This window comes from Leifsonia sp. McL0607 (genome assembly GCF_049993355.1).
GTDB lineage: Bacteria > Actinomycetota > Actinomycetes > Actinomycetales > Microbacteriaceae > Leifsonia.
The window spans coordinates 1,136,721-1,151,874 of record NZ_CP188253.1 but is presented as its reverse complement, the minus strand read 5'-3'; the positions used below and the strand labels follow the sequence as shown (position 1 = coordinate 1,151,874).

The following is a 15,154-nucleotide window of genomic DNA, read 5'->3' as shown; positions in this document are numbered from 1 at the left end:
TAGGGGCGTTAACGTGCCCCTCGGGCTTGGGCTGTCTGGGATGTCAGACGGGGGAGCCGTTGCGAGACGCGCCCAGGGTCGGGTGCGTTGCTAGCGTCGCGGGTATGAGCCTGACCACCGGTGCCCTCTCCGTCGACCCGCTCTGGCCGCGCGCCGGCTCGTGGCCGGCGCTCGCCGACCTCCCAGCCGGCGAGGCTGTCGACCTGACTCTGCTCGGCCTCCCGACCTGGCGCACTTCGCTGTCGGCGACGGGCGCGCACGCGACGCCGGCAGCGGTGCGCGACGCGCTGCGACGCTACTCGCTGCACGTGCCCGGGCTCGAGGTGGAGGCGCTGCGCTTCGCCGACGTGGGCGACGTCGCGGAGCCGGACGGCCCCGACGGTGAGCAGCGCGCCATCGTGGCGGTGCGGGAGGCGGCGGAGCGATCCCGCGTGACCGTCGCCGTCGGCGGCGACAACTCGTTGACCGTGCCCGCCGCCCTCGGCGCGTGGAGCGAGCACCTCCCGACGGCGGGGCTCATCACGCTCGACGCGCACCACGACCTGCGAGACGGCGTCTCCAACGGATCACCCGTGCGCCGGCTGGTGGAGGCCGGGCTCGACGGCCGACGGATCGTGCAGATCGGCATCGCCGACTTCGCGAACTCCGCCGCCTACGCCCGGCGCGCGCAGGAACTCGGCATCACCGTCGTGCCGCGCGACGCGCTGCACGGCCGACCGCTCGACGACGTGATGGCGGAGGCTCTGGAAGTCGCCGGAAGCGCGGGAGGCCCTGTGCACGTCGACCTCGACGTCGACGTCTGCGACCGGTCGGTCGCGCCCGGCTGCCCCGCCTCGGTCCCGGGCGGCCTCGCCGCCTGGGAGCTGCGCCGGTTCGCCCGGCTGGCGGGCGCCTCCCCGCTGGTGCGCTCGATCGACATCGCGGAGGTCGACGCCACCGCCGACGCCGACGACCAGCGCACCGTGCGCCTTGCCGCGCTCCTCATCCTCGAGGCCGCCGCCGGCCTGGCCTCCCGCTGATCCCGCTGATCCCGCTGATCCCGCCCGAGCAACCGCCGAGTACGCAGATTGTCTGCGTACTCGGCGGTTTTCGCCTGATTTCGCGCGTACTCGGCAGGTGCTGTCGGCAGTGTGGGGCGGTCAGTGCGGGGCGATGCGGGTGCGGGTGACGAGGGGGACGCCGGGGCGGTAGGCGAGGTGCACGTACGACGGCGCGTCGAGCACGACGTAGTCGGCGCGCGCGCCGGGGCGCAGGTGACCGACATCGTCGCGGCGCAGCGCCTCCGCGCCGCCGAGGGTCGCGGCGCGCAGAGCCTCCGGAACCGTCATGCCCATGTCGCGCACGGCGACCGCGATGCAGAACGGAAGCGACGACGTGAACGACGAGCCCGGGTTGCAGTCGCTCGCCAGCGCCACGCGCACGCCGGCGTCGATGAGGCGCCGGGCGTCAGGATAGGGATGCCGCGTCGAGAACTCGACGCCGGGCAGGAGCGTCGCGACGGTGCGCGAGCCGGCCAGCAGCGTGACGTCGGCGTCGGTCAGGTAGGTGCAGTGGTCCACGCTCGCGGCGTCCAGCTCGACCGCGAGCGCAACGCCGTCGCCCGGCCCGAGTTGGCTGGCGTGCACCCGCACTCCGAGCCCCCGCTCGGTCCCGGCCGTCAGGATGCGGCGCGACTGCTCCACAGTGAAGGCGCCGGTCTCGCAGAACACGTCGATCCAGCGAGCGTGCGGCGCGCAGGCCTCCAGCATGGCGCCGGTGACGAGGTCGACGTACGCCTCCGGATCGTCCGCATACTCGGCGGGAATCACATGCGCACCGAGGAATGTGGTCTCCGGGGTGGCCTCCCTGGCCAGGCGCAGGATGCGCTCCTCGTCCGCGATGGTCAGGCCATAGCCGCTCTTGATCTCGAACGTCGTCGTGCCCTGCCCGCGGAGTTCGGTGACGAAGCGCGTCAGGCGGACGCGCAAGGCGTCCTCCGTCGCCTCCCGGGTGGCCGCCACTGTGCCGCGTATGCCGCTGGCGGAATACGGTCGACCCGCCATCCGCGCCTCGAACTCCGCCGAGCGATCGCCGCCGAAGACGAGGTGCGTGTGGCTGTCGACGAAACCCGGGATGACAGCAGCTCCGCCGGCGTCCACGATCTCGTCCGCATCCGAACGCGGCGCCGCCGACGCCAGGCCGGTCCACTCGACCCGCCCGTCAACGTCGAGCAGCGCGGCGTCGCGGACGACGCCGAGCGGTCCCTCGTGCACCGGGTCGAAGGTGACGAGCTCGCCGACCCCGGTCAGCAGCGTCGCGCGCGACATCAGACGGTCTCCTCCGAGGCTGCGGCCTCCTCCATCGTGCTGCGCTGGCTGTGCTGCTCCATCGGACTGTGCTGGCTCATGGGACTGTGCTGCTCAATCGGACTGTGCTGGCTCATGGGAATGCGCAGCCCGCGCTCCCGCGCCACCTCCGCGGCGTGCTCGTACCCGGCATCCACATGCCGCATGACGCCCGTGCCCGGGTCGTTGGTCAGCACACGCTCGATCTTCTCCGCGGCGAGCGGGGTGCCGTCGGCGACGACCACCTGCCCGGCATGGATGCTGCGGCCGATGCCGACCCCGCCACCGTGGTGGAGCGACACCCAGGTGGCGCCGGAGGCCGTGTTGAGCAGGGCGTTGAGCAGTGGCCAGTCCGCGATGGCGTCCGAGCCGTCCTTCATCGACTCGGTCTCGCGGTACGGCGAGGCGACGGAGCCGGAGTCGAGGTGGTCGCGGCCGATCACGATGGGCGCCGTCAGCTCCCCGGAGGCGACCATCTCGTTGAACTTCAGCCCCGCGAGGTGCCGCTCCTGGTAGCCGAGCCAGCAGATGCGCGCGGGGAGCCCCTCGAAGTGCACCTTCTCGCCGGCCTGAGCGATCCATCGGCGCAGCTTGTTGTCGTCGGGGAACAGCTCGAGGATGGCGCGGTCGGTCGCGGCGATGTCGGCTGGGTCGCCCGAGAGCGCCGCCCAGCGGAACGGGCCGCGCCCCTCTTCGAACTGGGGGCGGATGTAGGCGGGCACGAAGCCGGGGAATGCGAACGCCCGGTCGTAACCGCCGAGTTGCGCCTCAGTGCGGATGGAGTTGCCGTAGTCGAAGACCTCGGCGCCGGCGTCGAGGAAGCCGACCATGGCCTCCACTTGCTTGGCCATCGACAGCCGAGCGGCGATCGTGAACGCCTCCGGGTCGGCGGCGGCGCGGTCGTGCCACTCCTCGACGGTGATGCCCTCGGGGAGGTAGCTGAGCGGGTCGTGCGCGCTGGTCTGGTCGGTCACGATGTCGATCGGCACGCCGCGGCGCAGCAGCTCGGGGAAGACGGTGGCGTCGTTGCCGACCAGCCCGACCGAGAGCGCCCGTTGCTCGTCCTTGGCTGCTGTCACGCGGGCGATCGCGTCGTCGAGGTCGTCCGCCAGCTCGTCGAGGTAGCCGTGGTCGACGCGGCGCTGGAGGCGGGCGCGGTCGACGTCGACGATGAGCACGGCGCCGCCGTTGAGCGTGACGGCGAGCGGTTGGGCGCCGCCCATCCCGCCGCAGCCGCCGGTGAGGGTCAGCGTGCCAGCGAGGCTTCCGCCGAATCGTTTGTCCGCGATCGCCGCGAACGTCTCGTACGTGCCCTGGAGGATGCCCTGCGAGCCGATGTAGATCCAGGAGCCGGCGGTCATCTGGCCGTACATGGTCAGTCCGAGCGCTTCCAGCCGGCGGAACTCAGGCCAGGTCGCCCAGTCGCCGACGAGGTTGGAGTTGGCGATGAGCACGCGCGGCGCCCACTCGTGGGTGCGGAAGACGCCGACCGGCTTGCCCGACTGCACGAGCAGCGTCTCGTCGGCCTCCAGGTCGCGGAGGGTGGCGACGATCGCGTCGAAGGCCTCCCAGCTGCGCGCGGCGCGGCCGGTCCCGCCGTAGACGACCAGGTCGTCGGGACGCTCGGCGACCTCCGGGTCGAGGTTGTTCATCAGCATGCGCAGCGGCGCCTCGGTCTGCCAGCTTTTCGCGCTGAGCTCCGTGCCGCGCGGCGCCCGTACGGGCCGTGATCCCTGCATTCCTGTGGTCCTTTCCTTACCCGCCGAGTACGCGGATTGTCTGCGTACTCGACGGAAAACGGCTGATTATCTGCGTACTCGCGTGTTTGCTACTGGAGGGGGGTGATGGAGGTCGCAGCGTGGAGCGCGGCGCCGGAGGCGACGAAGGCCACGGCGGCCTCGATCTCAGGGGAGAGGTGGCGGTCGGGGCCGGGGCCGGGCACGGTCGCCCGCAGGGCCGCCGTCACGGCGCCCGTCGCCGGCCCCTGCTGCAGCGGGGCGCGCAGCTCGGCGCCGCGCGCGGCGGTCATCAGCTCGATCGCGAGAACGCGGCTCAGCCCGTCGATGGCCCGGCGCAGCTTGCGCGCTGCGGTCCAGCCCATCGAGACGTGGTCCTCCTGCATGGCCGACGAGGGGATGCTGTCCACCGACGCGGGGGCGGCGAGCCGTTTGAGCTCCGAAACGATGCCGGCAGCGGTGTACTGGGCGATCATCAGCCCGGAGTCCACGCCGACCTCGTGGGCGAGGAACGGCGGGAGGCCCTGGCTGCGCGCCTTGTCGAGGAACCGGTCGGTGCGACGCTCCGACATGCTGGCGACGTCGGCGACGACGATCGCCAGGAAGTCGAGGACGTAGGCCACGGGCGCGCCGTGGAAGTTGCCGTTCGACTCGACCCGACCGTCGGGCGTCAGCACCGGGTTGTCGATGGCCGACGCGAGCTCCCGCTCGGCCACGGTGGTCGCGTGGGCGACGGTGTCGCGGGCGCCGCCGTGCACCTGGGGTGCGCAGCGGAGCGAGTAGGCGTCCTGCACGCGGGTGCACTCCGGGCCCTTGTGGCTCGCGACGAGCGCGGAGTCCGCGAGCAGCGCGCGGAGGTTGGCGGCCGACACGGCCTGCCCGGCCTGCGGTCGCAGCTGCTGGAGGTCGGCGGCGAAGACCGCGTCGGTGCCGAGCAGGGCCTCCACGCTCATCGCCGCGGTGATGTCGGCCGTGGCGAGGAGGGTGCCCAGGTCGTCGAGGGCGAGCGCGAGCATCCCGAGCATGCCGTCGGTGCCGTTGATGAGGGCGAGTCCCTCCTTCTCGGCCAGGACGACCGGCTCGACGCCTGCCTCGGCGAGGGCGTCTGCGGCCTCCACGAGTCGCCCGTCGACGCGCACCTGGCCTTCGCCCATGGCCGCGAGCGCGCAGTGCGCGAGCGGGGCGAGGTCGCCCGAGCAGCCGAGCGAGCCGTACTCGCGCACGATCGGCGTGATTCCCGCGTTGAGCAGTGCGGCATACGTTTCGACGGTGCGCCGCTGCGCGCCGGTGCGACCGGTCATCAGCGTCGCCAGGCGCAGCAGCATGAGCGCGCGCACGACCTCCCGCTCGACCTCCGGGCCGGAGCCGGCCGCGTGCGAGCGCACGAGGGAGGCCTGGAGCTGCGCCCGGCGCGCAGCCGGGATGAACGTGGTCGCGAGCGCGCCGAAGCCTGTGGAGATCCCGTAATGCGGTTCGACGTCGCCGGCCAGGGCCTCGATGATCGCCCGGGAGGCCTCGACGGCCTCGAGCGCGGCGGCGTCGAGGTGCACGGGAGCGTCGTGGCGGGCGACGGCGACGACCTCGGAGATGGTGAGGGGGCGCGCGCCGACGGTGACGGGAGCGGCGTCGCCGTCGGACGGTCGGGTGGTTGCGGAGGTGGAATCGGTGGTGAGGGCGGCCATGCTCCGATCATGCGCCGAGGTGCCCTCCTCGCGCCTGGGGATTAGGCTCTTCGGTGTCCGGGATACCAGACTCGATGCGGACGACGAGCGGGCGGGCCGGCACGCGAGCCGGCACGCGAGCAGCACAACGGGAGGCGCCATGAGCAAGGTCCCTGCCGCGGACAACACCCTGCGGATCCTCGGCTTCCTGGCGACCCAACGGGGACCCGTGCCGGCGGTCGTCATCGCGGCCTCCCTCGGCCTCCCGCGCTCGACCGTGTACCACCTGCTCACCGTGCTCGCCGAGCATGGCTTCGTCCTGCACTTTCCGGAGGCGCGCCGCTACGGCCTGGGCGTCGCCGCCTACGAACTGGCGAGCGGGTTCTCCCGCCAGCAGCCGTTGAGCAGGCTCGGTCGCCCGATCGTCGCGGCGCTGGTCGATGCGCTCGGCGAGTCCGGGCATGTGGCCGTGCTGCACGGCCGCGATGTCGTCTACATCGTGGAGGAGCGGGCGCCGCGCCGGCCACGACTGGTCACCGACGTCGGGGTGCGGCTGCCCGCGCACCTGACGGCGAGCGGCCGTGCGCTGCTCGCCTCCCTGCCGCCGGGCCAGCTGCGCGCCCTCTACCCGGACGCCGACGCGTTCGAGGACCGCACGGGCGCCGGGCCGCACTCGTATGCCGAGCTGCGCCGCCTGATCGTGGAGGCCAGGGAGCGCGGGTACGCGACAGAGGACGGCGATGTCACTCCCGGCTTCGCGTCCGTCGCGGTTTCGGTGCGCGACCACGCCGGCTGGCCGGCCGCCGGCATCGCCGTCACCTTCCCGCGCGAGAACGTGCCGCCCGCTGAGTGGGACGCGCTGGCCGCCCGCGTTCGGGACGCCGCCGCCGAGCTCTCCCGCCGCATCCGCGGCAGCTGAGCCGCGTGCCCACCGACGGCCGAGGGGCACGCAAACGTCCCTATTCCGCGGTTTTACGGGCGTTTGCGTGCCCCTCGGCGTCTCGTCGGGCGCGCCCGGCGACTATTCGAGCGTCAACGTCGTGGTGTGCGAGGCGCCGTCGCGGACGTACTCGACCTTCACCTCGTCGCCCGGCTTGCTGGTCACCTGGATCGCGGTCAGCACGTCGATGTTCGACGCGGCGTGCCCGTTCACCGACGTGATGACGTCGCCGACGCGGAGGCCGGCCTGCTGCGCGGGGCCGCCGGAGGCGATCGTCTGCACGAACAGCCCGTCGGTGACCCCGAACGCGGCGGCGGCGGCCGGCGGGATCGGCACGACGGTCAGGCCGGCGATGGGATGCGCGACCTCGCCGTGCGCAATCAGCTCGTCCGCGATCGTCAGCGCGAGCGACTCCGGCACGGCGAAGCCGATGCCGACGCTGCCGGTGCTGCTCTGCCCTGCCGAGCCCGGAACGGTCGCGATGGCCGTGTTGACGCCGATCAGTCGGCCGTTGCAGTCGACGAGAGCGCCTCCCGAGTTGCCGGGGTTGATGGCTGCGTCAGTCTGGATCGCGCCGGCCAGGACCGCGTTCCTGTCGTCGTCGCTCGGCACCGGGACCGTGCGGCCGAGAGCACTGACAATGCCGGCGGTCACGGTGCTGGAGAGCCCGAGGGGCGCGCCGAGCGCGACCACCGGCTGGCCGACCACGAGCGAGCCGGAGTCGCCGGTGGCGATGACGGGGAGGGACTTGTCGTCGGAGACCTTGATCACCGCGAGGTCGGTCTTGGGGTCCCGTCCGGTCAGCGTCGCCGGCAGTTGGTGCCCGTCGCTGAACCGGACCGTGAGCTTCGCGCCGGACGCCGCGTCGGCGACCACGTGGTTGTTGGTCAGGATGTAGCCATCGTCGGTGATGATCTCGCCGCTGCCGTTGCTGGTGCCGCGCTGGCCGACGACCGCGATCGTCACGACGCTCGGGAGCACCTGATCGGCGACCCGAGCGGAGTCGCACGAACCGCTGCGGCCCGCGGAGAGCGCCGCGACGGCGAACCCTCCGGCGACCATCCCGCCGCCGATCAGCACCAGTGCGGAGCCGACCACGAGCAGCGCGACGGTCCAGGAACGGACGGTGGTCTTCTTGTCGGTCACGAGTGGCCTCTCTCGACGGTGGCGCCAGGTTAGCGGGAGCGTCTGTTGCGCACCAGGACCGCCTCCACCGCGCGGCGGGGGCTACCCTTCGTGCATGGTGAGATTCCTGATCCGTACGGCGATCTTCGTCGTCACCGCTGCGCTCGGCCTCCTGGTCGCGTCGTGGCTCCTCCCCGGTTTCCATCTGGACTGGGAGGGCCTCCTCATCGCCGTGGTGATCTTCGCCGCGGCACAGAGCATCCTCGCTCCTTTCATCTTCAATCTCGCCCGCAAGTACGCCTCGGCGATCCTCGGCGGTATCGGCCTGGTCTCGACGCTCATCGCGCTGATCATCGCGTCGCTGTTCCCCGGCGGGATCCGCGTGGACGATTTCGTGACCTGGGTGCTCGCCACCCTCGTGGTCTGGGTCGTCACCGCGCTCGGTGGCTGGCTGCTGCCCCTGATCTTCCTGAAGAAGAAGGTCGCCGCCCGGGGCGCGACCGCGCGCAGCTAGGTGTAGTTCCCCGACACGTTGTGAACGGTTGAGGTGAGCGAAGGCCTCCGTGGAGGATGTGGGTTACCACACTCACATCTAGCCAACGGAGGTCTTCGTGACTCACGCTAATGCACCGTTGACGCCGGAAGGGCGTCGACGGCTGGTCGAGCTGGTTCTGGAGCGCGGGTGGTCATTGCGGCGGGTGGCGGAACGGTTCCAGTGCTCGCCCGCGACGGCGAAACGGTGGGTCGATCGGGCACGCGCAGGCTTGCCGATGACCGACCGACCCTCCCGCCCGCACTCGTCCCCGAATCGGTGTCCGGCCCGGTTGGAGCGCCGGATCGTGGCGTTGCGGTTCAGGTGGCGGTGGGGTCCGCATCGGATCAGCTACCACCTCGGTGTTCCCCGTTCCACCGTGGGCAGGGTGCTGGCCCGGTATCGGATGCCGCTACTGCACCACCTCGATCAAGCGACCGGGCTCCCTATCCGCAAACCGAGGGCTGTCCGTTATGAGCACGCTCGCCCCGGCCAGCTGGTCCATGTCGATATCAAGAAGCTCGGCCGCATCCCCGATGGTGGTGGCCACCGAGTCCTGGGGCGGGCAGCAGCACCGTCCCGGCACCGCGGCCGCGGCTATGCGTTCCTGCATCACGCTATCGATGACCATTCCAGGCTGGCCTACTCGGAGATCCTGAACGATGAGCGCAAAGAGACCGCCGCCGGATTCTGGCTGCGCGCCAACGCGTTCTTCACCGCCGCTGGGATCACCGTCACCGCGGTCATGACCGACAACGGTGCGTGCTACCGGTCGAAACTGTTCGCCGACGCTCTCGGCACGAGAGTCAAGCACCGGCGCACGCGCCCCTACCGGCCGCAGACCAACGGGAAAGTCGAACGGTTCAACCGCACCCTGGCCACCGAGTGGGCCTACGCGCACGCCTACCTCAGCGACGAAGCCAGAGCCGCAACCTACGACACCTGGCTCCATCACTACAATCACCACAGACCCCACACCGGAATCGGCGGCCTCGTCCCCTCAGCCCGCGTTCACAACCTCACGGGGAACTACAGCTAGGCGACGGATCCTCGACGCCTCACTTCACCCGCCCGGTGAGCAGCGCGTGCACGACGTCGTGCCGGCCGTTTGCCTGGGCCGCCTCCGCCGCTTCGTCCCACGGGTACTCGATCGCGTGGAACGTCGCGTCCCACCTCCCCGCGGCGTCGTCGAGCACGGCGAAGCGGGCGTGCGGGCTGCCCGCCTCGATGACGTGCGGCGTCGGCCCGTCTTCCCGATAGGCGGGCATCCCGACGCTTCCCGGGTTGACGACGAGCGCGCCGCTCCGGAGCCGGAGCTGCCGTTGAAGGTGCGTGTGGCCAGACAGCAGCAGCGAGTATCCGTCGATCTCGGTTTCGCCCAGCCGCTCGACGACCTCGGCCTCGGTGGCCGGCCGAACGCCCTCGGGTGTCACCGTTTCCAGGAGATAGACGAGGTCGTCCTCCGGGCCGCCGTGGAACGCCAGGACCCCCGGCGCCGCTTCAGCGCGCACGGGCAGGGCTCGCAGCCACCGTCGGTGCTCGTTCGAGATTGTGTCGGCAGCGAGGCCGTCGGACGCCCCCATCCGATGGCGCGGATACTCCAGCAGCTGCCGTTCGTGGTTGCCTCGCACTGAGACCGCGGAGGTGGCCAGCAGTAGATCGGCGGTGGCGGCGGGATCGACGCCGCCCGACAGGTGGTCCCCGAGGTTCGTCAGCACGTCCACCTGCATCGTGCGCAGAGCCTCCAGAACCGAGGGGAGGGCGAACACGTTGCCGTGGACGTCGGATATGGCGGCGATCCTCATCCGCCGACGCTATCGACGACGGTGCGGAGGGCGACGAATGTTACGGGAACCGCAGCGCTTTGGCGTAGCAGACCGAGTGCGGGTCGCCCGCGTAGGCGCCGAAGTTCGGGATGCGCGCGTAGCCGCGGCTCTCGTAGAGGGCGATGGCGGTGTGCTGGAGGGGACCGGTCTCGAGCTGCAGCACCGGGATGCCGGCCACCGCCGCCTGCGCCTCCACCGCGCGGAGCAGGCCGGCTGCGAGGCCGCGGCCGCGCGCGTCCGGGTGCACGAACATCCGCTTGAGCTCGGCGGTGCCGTCGTCCTTCTCGACCAGCGCGGCCATGCCGAGCGCTGCGCCGACTTCGTCGCGTCCGACGAAGACGGTGACGCCTGGACGCTCCAGTTCGGACACATCGAGCAAGTAGCAGCTCTCGGCCGGGTAGAGCGCGAACGTGAACTCGTCGCTCAAGCGCAGCAGTTCTTCGACGCCGGGTGAGCGGGCGGGCTCGACGGACACGCTCGTGATCATGCGGTCGATGCTATCGACAGCGTGTGTCGAGGAGGTTACGCCCGCCTCTTCTGCCGACTGATGCCGCGCGCGACCCACTCCAGCCGGCGCAGGGCCTCCCGGTTGCGCACCCACAGGATCGGTTCGGCGACCACCCGGGGAATGCGGGCGGCGATGCCGGTGATCGCCTCCTCCTCCATGCGCACCACGCAGCCACGGCCGCGCGGACGCACCTCGATCACGACGCGTTCGGTTCCGACCGGTCGGGTCTTGGCCTCCAATTCGAAGCGCCGCGGCGGGTCCCACGCCTCGACCGTCGTCTCGTCGTTCAGCACGAGCGGCCAGACCCCGATGGAGTGGTGGAGGCGCGACCCCGGATCGGGAAAGTGGCCGTCGGCCCCGCGCAGCCGCGAAGCCCCCACCACCCAGGTCGGGAACACCCACGGATCCGCGAGGGCGGTGAAGACCTCCTCAGGGGTGCACGCGAAACGGCGCACGTTGACGGACATCAGGCGACCTCCTCCTCGACCGGGGCTCCCGGCGCCGACGTGCCGGGCGCGAGCGACGGCATGCTGGTGACGCCGAACTCATGGCGCAGCGCGCTGCGTGCCGCGTAGTAGCCGGCGAGACCGTGGACGCCCGGACCCGGAACCGCGGACGACGACGCGAGGTAGAGTCCGCGGCCGGGCATCCGCCACGGATCCGTCGACAGCACGGGCCGCATCACGAGCTGGGACAGGTCGGGCATGCCCGACGAGATGTCGCCGCCGATGTAGCTCGGGTTGTAGCTCTCCATCTGGTGCGCGGTCTTGGTGGCCGTTGCGAGGATGAGGTCGCGGAAGCCGGGTGCGAAACGCTCGATCTGCGCGATGACGGCCTCGCTGCGGTCGGAGGTCGACCCGCGTGGCACGTGCGTGTACGCCCAGAGCACGTGCTTGCCGGCGGGAGCCCGGCCGGCGTCGAACAGCGTGGGCTGCGAGACGAGCACGTACGGGTCGTCGCTCTCGCGGCCCGCTGCGACGACGCGCTCGGAGCGGGCGATCGCCGAACGCTCGCCGCCGAGGTGCACCGTCGCGGTCTCCAGCAGTTCGGGGTTGCGCCACGGAACAGGGCCGGAGAGCGCGAAGTCGATCTTGAAGACGCCGTTCCCGTTGCGGAACGCCGCGACCTTCCGCAGATAGTCGGCTGGGAGGCGGTCCTCGCCGAGTCTGGCCGCGATCGCCACGTGGGTGTCGAACAGCACGACCCGGGCGTCGGGGAGCTCGCCGAGGGACTGGACTTCGGTGCCGGTCATGACCTCTCCGCCGTGCGCGCGGAGGTCATCGACCAGCGCGTCGGCGATCGACTGCGAGCCGCCGACCGGGATGGGCCAGCCGCGGGCGTGGGCGTACGTGGCCAGGGCGAGCCCCGCGGCAGCGCCCGCGAGGTTCGGCAGCGGGAGGGTGGTGTGCGCGATCACGCCGGTCAGCAGCGCTCCCGGCTTCTCCGTGCGGAACGGCAGGTTCCACCACGGACCGCCCTGCGACAGGGCGGTCAGGCCGAACCGTGCGGCGACGAGGGGATGCCGGGGCAGTCGCAGCAGATTCGAGCCGGTGAACTGAGCGACGGCGTCGGCCTCCCGCGCCAGCGGCCCGAGCAGCGCGCGCCAGGCCGGACCGTCGGGGCCGAGCGTCGCCGCGGTGCGGTCGAGGTCGCGGTATGCGACCGCGACCTCCCCGCCTGGCAGCGGGTGGCCGTAGGAGGCCGTCGGCGTGATGAAGGGGATCCGGTCGGCGAGGCCGAACCTCCGGAAGAAGCCGGAGGCGAACGCGAGAGGATGCACCGCGGAGCAGATATCGTGGCGGAAGCCGGGGAGGGTGACCTCCTCCGTCCGCATCCCGCCGCCGACGGTGGCATTGCGCTCGTACACGTGCACGCCCAGTCCGGCCCTGGCGAGGGTCACGGCGGCGGCCAGCCCGTTCGGCCCGGAGCCGATGACGATCGCGTCGACGGAGGTCATGCCTCCTGTATACCCCGATCGCGGTGGCCCGGCAGGGGCCTGCACGATCGGAAGTGCCTTCTCAGGCTTCTTCCTGTATCGTTGGCCAGTCGGCTCTTGACACCGCGCATTTCGACGCGGATGGGTTTGTCAGTCAGGTGGGCCGGTTCCGCAGCCATTCGGCGAGTGGATTAATCACGATGTGAACGGCCCCGGGCGATGTCTGCCGGGGATTCTCCGGTGCGCTTCAGCGTGCCGCCGCGCATTTCAGAAAGCAACCCAGGAAGAACACGCATGCCCCCGTACAAGAAGACCGACCGACGATCCTCGCAGCCGCACACCGGCTCCTCCCACAGCGCCCCCCACGGCGCGGGAAGCCGCAGTCCCAAGCACCGCGGCTACCGCGACGAGGCCCCGGCCGCCGGCAAGAAGCCCCGCTGGTCCACGGAGGATCGCGCCGCGCGCGGCCGCGACACGTTCGGAACCCGCGACTCCGGCCGCGGTGGCTCGGAGCGCGGCGGTTCGGAGCGCGGTGGTTCGGCCGGGCGCAGCGAGCGCCCCAACTGGGAGCCGCGCGGCAAGGACGCGCGTCGCACCGAGCGGGAGTGGGAGAACCGCGCCCGCGCCGGTCGTCGCGACGACGACCGTCCGCGCCGCGACCACGACGACCGTCCGCGTCGGTCGTTCGACGACCGGGCCGAGCGTCCTCGTCGTGACGTAGACGACCGTCCGCGTGGTCAGTTCGACCGCGACGACCGTCCGCGTCGTCAGTCCGACCGCGATGACCGTCCGCGTGGTCAGTCCGACCGGGAGGACCGTCCGCGTCGTCAGTTCGACCGGGAGGACCGTCCGCGTGGTCAGTTCGACCGCGACGACCGTCCGCGTCGCTCGTTCGGCGACCGGGCCGAGCGTCCTCGTCGCGACGTTGACGACCGTCCGCGTCGCTCGTTCGGCGACCGGGCCGAGCGTCCTCGTCGCGACGTCGACGACCGTCCGCGTCGCTCGTTCGGCGACCGGGCCGAGCGTCCTCGTCGCGACGTCGACGACCGTCCGCGTCGCCAGTTCGACGACCGTGGCGACAGGGCCGAGCGCGTCGAGCGTCCCCGTCGCGACCACGCCGACGGTCCGCGCCGCCCGCACGACCGGGACGACCGTCCGCGCCGTTCCTTCGACGACCGCTCCGACCGACCGCGTCGCGACTCCTCCTTCTACCCGTCGCGCGACGACAAGCCCGCGTTCAACGCGCAGGACGACATCGTGCTCGAGCGCCTTCAGGCCGATGCCATCCTGGCATCCGATGTGGAGGGCGTGACCTTCGCCGACCTCGGCCTCGGCGGCAACATCGTCCGCGCACTCGCGGAGCTCGGCGCCGAGACGCCGTTCCCGATCCAGGCGGCCACCGCCCCCGACGTGCTCGCGGGCAAGGACGTCCTCGGCCGGGGCCGCACCGGCTCCGGCAAGACGATCGCGTTCGGCGCGCCGCTCGTCGAGCGCCTCATGCGGCTGTGGGCCGATCAGGGCAAGTCGGCCGGCAAGCGCCAGCTGGGCCGTGCGCCTCGCGCGCTGATCCTCGCGCCGACCCGCGAGCTCGCCCTGCAGATCGACCGCACCGTACAGCCGATCGCCCGCAGTGTCGGCCTGTTCACCACGCAGATCTACGGAGGCGTGCCGCAGGGCCGCCAGGTCGGCGCCCTCCAGCGCGGCGTCGACATCGTGATCGGCACCCCCGGCCGCATCGAGGACCTCGTGGAGCAGGGCCGCCTCGACCTCAGCGAGGTCGTCATCACCGTCTTGGACGAGGCCGACCACATGTGCGACCTCGGCTTCCTGGAGCCGGTGCAGCGCATCCTGCGCGAGACGTCCGACGGCGGCCAGAAGCTGCTCTTCTCGGCGACCCTGGACAAGGGCGTCGCGCAGCTCGTGGACGAGTTCCTCGTCGAGCCGGCCGTGCACGAGGTCGCGGGCGAGGACCAGGCGTCTTCGACCATCGACCACCGCGTGCTCGTCATCGAGCACCGCGACAAGCCGGCCATCATCGAGCAGCTCGCCGACCGCGACGGCAAGACGCTGATCTTCGCCCGCACCCGGGCGTTCGCCGAGATGCTCGCCGACCAGCTCGACGACGCGGGCATCCCGGCCGTCAGCCTCCACGGCGACCTCAACCAGTCGCGCCGCACGCGCAACCTGGCCCAGCTCACCAGCGGCCGGGTGAACGTGCTGGTCGCGACCGACGTCGCCGCCCGCGGCATCCACGTCGACGACATCGATCTGGTCATCCAGGCCGACGCGCCGGACGAGTACAAGACGTACCTGCACCGCTCGGGCCGCACCGGCCGCGCGGGAAAGCAGGGCACGGTCGTGACGCTCATCCCGCGCCAGCGCCAGCGCCGCATGGGCGAGCTGCTGCAGCGCGCCGAGATCGAGGCCGACTTCGTCCCCGCCATCCCGGGCGACCAGCTGATCACCGACCTCGCCCAGGCGGCTGTCGCGCCCGACGAAGCCTGATCTCACCGGCGGCGCCGAGCCGCTCGGTCCGAAGCCCCCGTCCCTGCAGCTCGCGCTGCGG

The 15,154-nt window shown here is 71.7% G+C and carries 13 protein-coding genes; 5 read left to right on the top strand and 8 right to left on the bottom strand.

Annotated elements, in window-relative coordinates; genetic code table 11:
- Positions 1-104 precede the first annotated feature (104 nt).
- A complete protein-coding gene (locus tag ACPPVW_RS05540; protein WP_426625524.1) occupies positions 105-1,019 on the top strand; it encodes an arginase family protein in 915 nt (304 codons plus the stop codon).
- Positions 1,020-1,139: 120 nt separating this feature from the next.
- Here the strand turns inward: ACPPVW_RS05540 and hutI are convergent, their stop codons facing one another.
- From hutI to hutH, 3 genes are all read right to left on the bottom strand, one after another.
- The gene (gene hutI, locus ACPPVW_RS05535; protein WP_426625523.1) at positions 1,140-2,306 is read right to left on the bottom strand and encodes an imidazolonepropionase; all 1,167 of its coding nucleotides are present in this window, start codon (positions 2,304-2,306) and stop codon (positions 1,140-1,142) included.
- Positions 2,306-4,063, bottom strand: a complete 1,758-nt coding sequence (hutU, locus tag ACPPVW_RS05530; protein ID WP_426625522.1) for a urocanate hydratase — start codon at positions 4,061-4,063, stop codon at positions 2,306-2,308. Before hutU ends, hutI begins: the two co-directional genes overlap by 1 nt.
- An 89-nt stretch (positions 4,064-4,152) precedes the next feature.
- A complete protein-coding gene (hutH, locus tag ACPPVW_RS05525; protein WP_426625521.1) occupies positions 4,153-5,742 on the bottom strand; it encodes a histidine ammonia-lyase in 1,590 nt (529 codons plus the stop codon).
- Between the two features lie 139 nt (positions 5,743-5,881).
- Between hutH and ACPPVW_RS05520 the strand changes: the two genes are divergently transcribed.
- A complete protein-coding gene (locus tag ACPPVW_RS05520) occupies positions 5,882-6,640 on the top strand; it encodes an IclR family transcriptional regulator (protein WP_426625520.1) in 759 nt (252 codons plus the stop codon).
- A gap of 102 nt (positions 6,641-6,742) precedes the next feature.
- Here the strand turns inward: ACPPVW_RS05520 and ACPPVW_RS05515 are convergent, their stop codons facing one another.
- A complete protein-coding gene (locus ACPPVW_RS05515) occupies positions 6,743-7,807 on the bottom strand; it encodes a S1C family serine protease (RefSeq protein ID WP_426625519.1) in 1,065 nt (354 codons plus the stop codon).
- Between the two features lie 94 nt (positions 7,808-7,901).
- Here ACPPVW_RS05515 and ACPPVW_RS05510 point away from each other — a divergent pair, with 94 nt between their 5' ends.
- On the top strand, positions 7,902-8,300 hold the full coding sequence (locus tag ACPPVW_RS05510; protein WP_426625518.1) for a phage holin family protein: 399 nt from the start codon (positions 7,902-7,904) through the stop codon (positions 8,298-8,300).
- A gap of 97 nt (positions 8,301-8,397) precedes the next feature.
- Positions 8,398-9,357, top strand: a complete 960-nt coding sequence (locus ACPPVW_RS05505; RefSeq protein WP_426623129.1) for an IS481 family transposase — start codon at positions 8,398-8,400, stop codon at positions 9,355-9,357.
- Positions 9,358-9,376: 19 nt separating this feature from the next.
- Here the strand turns inward: ACPPVW_RS05505 and ACPPVW_RS05500 are convergent, their stop codons facing one another.
- Genes ACPPVW_RS05500 through ACPPVW_RS05485 form a run of 4 tightly spaced genes read right to left on the bottom strand, consistent with a single transcriptional unit; the run spans position 9,377 to position 12,609 of the window.
- A complete protein-coding gene (locus ACPPVW_RS05500; protein WP_426625517.1) occupies positions 9,377-10,123 on the bottom strand; it encodes a metallophosphoesterase family protein in 747 nt (248 codons plus the stop codon).
- 40 nt (positions 10,124-10,163) lie between these two features.
- A complete protein-coding gene (locus tag ACPPVW_RS05495) occupies positions 10,164-10,631 on the bottom strand; it encodes a GNAT family N-acetyltransferase (RefSeq protein WP_426625516.1) in 468 nt (155 codons plus the stop codon).
- Between the two features lie 35 nt (positions 10,632-10,666).
- On the bottom strand, positions 10,667-11,119 hold the full coding sequence (locus tag ACPPVW_RS05490) for an SRPBCC family protein (protein ID WP_426625515.1): 453 nt from the start codon (positions 11,117-11,119) through the stop codon (positions 10,667-10,669).
- Entirely contained in the window at positions 11,119-12,609 is a 1,491-nt protein-coding gene (locus ACPPVW_RS05485; RefSeq protein ID WP_426625514.1) for a phytoene desaturase family protein, read from the bottom strand. Before ACPPVW_RS05485 ends, ACPPVW_RS05490 begins: the two co-directional genes overlap by 1 nt.
- A gap of 273 nt (positions 12,610-12,882) precedes the next feature.
- Between ACPPVW_RS05485 and ACPPVW_RS05480 the strand changes: the two genes are divergently transcribed.
- Positions 12,883-15,093 carry a DEAD/DEAH box helicase gene (locus ACPPVW_RS05480; RefSeq protein ID WP_426625513.1) on the top strand — a complete coding sequence of 737 codons (2,211 nt, stop codon included), beginning with the start codon at positions 12,883-12,885 and terminating at the stop codon, positions 15,091-15,093.
- Positions 15,094-15,154: the final 61 nt, after the last annotated feature.

Excerpts from the sequence above, each read along its gene's own strand:
- ACPPVW_RS05520 (WP_426625520.1), top strand. The coding sequence starts at position 5,882 with ATGAGCAAGGTCCCTGCCGCGGACAACACCCTGCGGATCCTCGGCTTC.
- hutH (WP_426625521.1), bottom strand. The coding sequence starts at position 5,742 with ATGGCCGCCCTCACCACCGATTCCACCTCCGCAACCACCCGACCGTCC.
- ACPPVW_RS05540 (WP_426625524.1), top strand. The coding sequence starts at position 105 with ATGAGCCTGACCACCGGTGCCCTCTCCGTCGACCCGCTCTGGCCGCGC.
- ACPPVW_RS05495 (WP_426625516.1), bottom strand. The coding sequence starts at position 10,631 with ATGATCACGAGCGTGTCCGTCGAGCCCGCCCGCTCACCCGGCGTCGAA.
- ACPPVW_RS05480 (WP_426625513.1), top strand. The coding sequence starts at position 12,883 with ATGCCCCCGTACAAGAAGACCGACCGACGATCCTCGCAGCCGCACACC.
- hutU (WP_426625522.1), bottom strand. The coding sequence starts at position 4,063 with ATGCAGGGATCACGGCCCGTACGGGCGCCGCGCGGCACGGAGCTCAGC.
- ACPPVW_RS05500 (WP_426625517.1), bottom strand. The coding sequence starts at position 10,123 with ATGAGGATCGCCGCCATATCCGACGTCCACGGCAACGTGTTCGCCCTC.
- ACPPVW_RS05510 (WP_426625518.1), top strand. The coding sequence starts at position 7,902 with ATGGTGAGATTCCTGATCCGTACGGCGATCTTCGTCGTCACCGCTGCG.
- ACPPVW_RS05485 (WP_426625514.1), bottom strand. The coding sequence starts at position 12,609 with ATGACCTCCGTCGACGCGATCGTCATCGGCTCCGGGCCGAACGGGCTG.
- ACPPVW_RS05490 (WP_426625515.1), bottom strand. The coding sequence starts at position 11,119 with ATGTCCGTCAACGTGCGCCGTTTCGCGTGCACCCCTGAGGAGGTCTTC.
- hutI (WP_426625523.1), bottom strand. The coding sequence starts at position 2,306 with ATGTCGCGCGCGACGCTGCTGACCGGGGTCGGCGAGCTCGTCACCTTC.